This window comes from Halovibrio sp. HP20-59, assembly GCF_033052795.2.
Taxonomy (GTDB): domain Bacteria; phylum Pseudomonadota; class Gammaproteobacteria; order Pseudomonadales; family Halomonadaceae; genus Vreelandella.
Genome location: NZ_JAWJUW020000039.1, coordinates 1 through 3,246 on the forward strand (window position 1 = coordinate 1; position 3,246 = coordinate 3,246).

Annotated in this window: 3 protein-coding genes; 2 read left to right on the forward strand and 1 reads right to left on the reverse strand. The window is 55.8% G+C overall.

Features of this window, described 5'->3' with window-relative positions:
• Positions 1–207 precede the first annotated feature (207 nt).
• The gene (locus tag RZA33_RS19195) at positions 208–1,212 is read right to left on the reverse strand and encodes an OmpA family protein (RefSeq protein WP_317509326.1); all 1,005 of its coding nucleotides are present in this window, start codon (positions 1,210–1,212) and stop codon (positions 208–210) included.
• A gap of 245 nt (positions 1,213–1,457) precedes the next feature.
• Between RZA33_RS19195 and RZA33_RS19200 the strand changes: the two genes are divergently transcribed.
• Together RZA33_RS19200 and RZA33_RS19205 are read left to right on the forward strand one after the other, a co-directional pair.
• Entirely contained in the window at positions 1,458–2,123 is a 666-nt protein-coding gene (locus RZA33_RS19200) for a hypothetical protein (protein WP_317509328.1), read from the forward strand.
• Positions 2,124–2,199: 76 nt separating this feature from the next.
• On the forward strand, positions 2,200–2,718 hold the full coding sequence (locus RZA33_RS19205) for a FlgO family outer membrane protein (RefSeq protein ID WP_416337891.1): 519 nt from the start codon (positions 2,200–2,202) through the stop codon (positions 2,716–2,718).
• Positions 2,719–3,246: the final 528 nt, after the last annotated feature.

The window sequence follows — 3,246 nt, forward strand, 5'->3', positions numbered from 1 at the left end:
ATCGCGAGCAAAGCGCGGCGATCTCGGGGTTGGGCTGTGCTTGTCATCGCGAGCAAAGCGCGGCGATCTCGGGGTTGGGCTGTGCTTGTCATCGCGAGCAAAGCGCGGCGATCTCGGGGTTGTGGTGCCACCGTAGACTGAGATTGCCGCGCTACGCTCCTCGCAAGGACAGCTGCAGCAAACGCAGCGGAGCAAATCAGCTAAGCACTACTCAACATGGATCACCACCTCAACCCGCCGGTTACGAGCCCGCCCTTCCGCTGTATCGTTACCGGCTAATGGTCTTGTGGCGGCCAAGCCCACCGCGCGCAGGCGCTCCGCATCGACACCGGCGGCTTCCAACGCTTCAACAATGGCAATGGCCCGGGCGCTAGACAGTGCCCAGTTAGACGAGTAATCATCGGTGTTAATCGTTTGGCTGTCCGTATGGCCTTCTACCCAGACTTCGCCATCGTAGCGCTGAATGGTTTCAAGCAAACTGCCCACTAGCGACGACCCACCGTTAGTTAACTCAGCCGTTGCTGAAGGAAACAGCAATTGATCCTGCACGCGCAGGCTAATGCCCTCCTCAACGCGCGATACTTCAACGCCGTCAAGGTCTGGCAAGTAAGCCGATTCTTCAACACGCTGAGAAAGCGCCTGGTTCAAGGCCAGCGCACCGGATACTGACTCATCGCTTACCGCCTGAACGTTCACCGGGGGCCGGTCGGTTAACACCACCATATAATCAGCAAGGGGCGACGAAAAATCATCACTGCCCGCGGGCATCAGTAGTTTAGGCAGAGAAATAGTCGGTTCGCTGGGAATCTCGGGGCTAGGTGACGGTGCAGCTAATAACGGTGGCACGCCTATCCTCACACGCCGAGGCAGCCCAGCCACCCCCAACGCCGTGCTAATCGCCATCGGGCTTAATCCTGCCCCACGCCAAGTAGCACGCGTAGAATCCTCACGCATCGACATTGCCTGAGATAACGGCTCGGGCAAAGGCACTTCCAGCCTAGACGCCATCGGCTGGTCATCATCATTAGGGGTTTCACCTGCCAGCCATTCTGAATTTGTCGCCCCGGCCGCCGCGATAATGACTACAAACAGGGCTACCAGCAGCGTCATGATATCGAGATAGCTGATCATCCAACCGCTATTACTATCGCTTTCATGATAAGCCGACATGAGCGAATCATGGCGCGGACCGCGGCGGTAATCTTCAAGCATTACTATTATCGCTCATTCAAGTTTTTAACCTTTTGGCCGATCTAGCTATTTATATCTAATTAGGCACGTCAAATTAGGCATGGCAAACTAATCATTACTCACCCAGCATTACGAGCCAGGCAAGACGTACAGTCTATCAAAAAGCCGTTTTGTAGCGAAAAAGGAACCCGCAGGTGCGCACCCGTCCCCTATCTTGTCAATTAGCCGATTTCGCACGCCCTGTTTACTTAGGGCTAGCGAGCTTAATGCTTAGCGGCTGCTTTTATGCCAACACCTCCCAAGCGCCGATCGCCACGACGTATCCCTATACTGAACAGCAGCGTATGCAGGCAGCCCACCACTGGGATGTACTCGCTCGCCACGAAGCGACCCGCATTTTACAACGAGAACGTGTCCGTAACCGCGACTTACATATCGACCCAGCCGACCAAGAAGCGTTACATGCTTACAGCGGGGGTGAGTTTGAGCGGGGCTTTCGCACACTGCTGACCAGCGAGTTAGTATCGCGGGGCGCCAACCTCACCACCGTCCCCACGGCGAACAGCGCTAACATCAGCATTGATGTAGAAGTCGTCGAACATCGCGACCGCGGTTTTGTGCGCCCACCCGCAGGGGCTTTTACCGCCTTAACCGCCGGTATCGCAGTGGCTACCATCCCCATCAATCATTGGGCCGAGCCCGCCTTGGGGTTAATCCCCGCCGCCATACTCGCCGACACCACCAGCGGCAGCTGGACCCATACCGGGAACGAAGAGATCATTGTGACCACGCAAATTATCGATGGCGAACGAATTCTCTACTCTTCGTCCAACATTTACTACATCAATGCCGGTGATCGTCGTCAATACGCCCCTCAACGCGTGCCTCAGGCACCGTCCACCCCCTCCGTTTCCATTACTGACACGTGGTAACTTCATGCTGATGACACTCTTTATTGGATGGCGCGCTCGCTTTATCAATCGTTCAACCCGCGCGGTGGCGGCTGGCATGACGCTACTCTTGCTGACTGGCTGTAGCGCGCTGGGCAATGCTAACAACATGGCTGCGGAACCGGAACTCGACCTTTCTGAATTGGTGCACGCCGCTGCCGAACAAATGATTGCCAGCAACCCGGAGCTAACGCGCTACAGCCCCATGATTGCCGCCACCTTCGTCAGCATCGACAACCTTAGCCAATCATCGACGCTTGGGCGTATCAGCTCTGAAATTATGGCATCGGCGCTATCCCGCCAAGGCATGCAAGTACGCGAAGTGAAAATGCGTGACAGCATGTTTATCGAAGAGAGCGTAGGCGAGCTAATTCTTTCCCGCCAAGTTCAGCGCTTAAGTGCCCAGCACAATGCCCGCTCTATCCTGATGGGCACCTATGCACAAGGCCAGGACTACATCTATGTGAGTGCTCGGGTCGTACGAGCAAGCGATGCGATGGTACTCGGCAGCGCCGACTTCCGCCTGCCGTTAAACAACAACACACGTAGCTTGTTAGAAGGCCAAGGCGGTTGGTAAAGGCTTAGAAAGGTTAGTTCGAGAAGCCTTCTGTTAGGTCGTTGCGAGGAGTACTCCTCCCATGTCGTTGCGAGGAGCGCAGCGACGCGGCAACCTCAACCAACGGCGGCAAACAACCCCAAGATCGCCACGCTTCGCGATGACAGTGCATATGCCATGGGTAAGCCATGGGCAAGGATCGAGCCGCTTAGCTAATAGATAGCCTGATCGCCCGACAAGTCTGGCTCCTACAACGGCTGGGTGCGCGCACTAGGTGTTGTAGGAGCGCAATTCATTGCGCGATCAGCAAGGATCAAGGCGCCGAAGGTAATGGCTAGTAGATTGCCTAATCGCCCGGTAGGAGCCCAATTCATTGGGCGATCAGCAAGGATCGAGGCACCGAAAGTAATGGCTAGTAGATCCCGTGATCGCCCGTTAGGAGCCCAATTCATTGCGCGATCAGCAATCATCAAGGCACCGAAGGTAATGGCTAGTAGATACCCTGATCGCCCGGTAGGAGCCCAATTCATTGGGCGATCAGCAAGGATC

Excerpts from the sequence above, each read along its gene's own strand:
- RZA33_RS19195 (WP_317509326.1), bottom strand. The coding sequence starts at position 1,212 with ATGCTTGAAGATTACCGCCGCGGTCCGCGCCATGATTCGCTCATGTCG.
- RZA33_RS19200 (WP_317509328.1), top strand. The coding sequence starts at position 1,458 with ATGCTTAGCGGCTGCTTTTATGCCAACACCTCCCAAGCGCCGATCGCC.
- RZA33_RS19205 (WP_416337891.1), top strand. The coding sequence starts at position 2,200 with ATGACGCTACTCTTGCTGACTGGCTGTAGCGCGCTGGGCAATGCTAAC.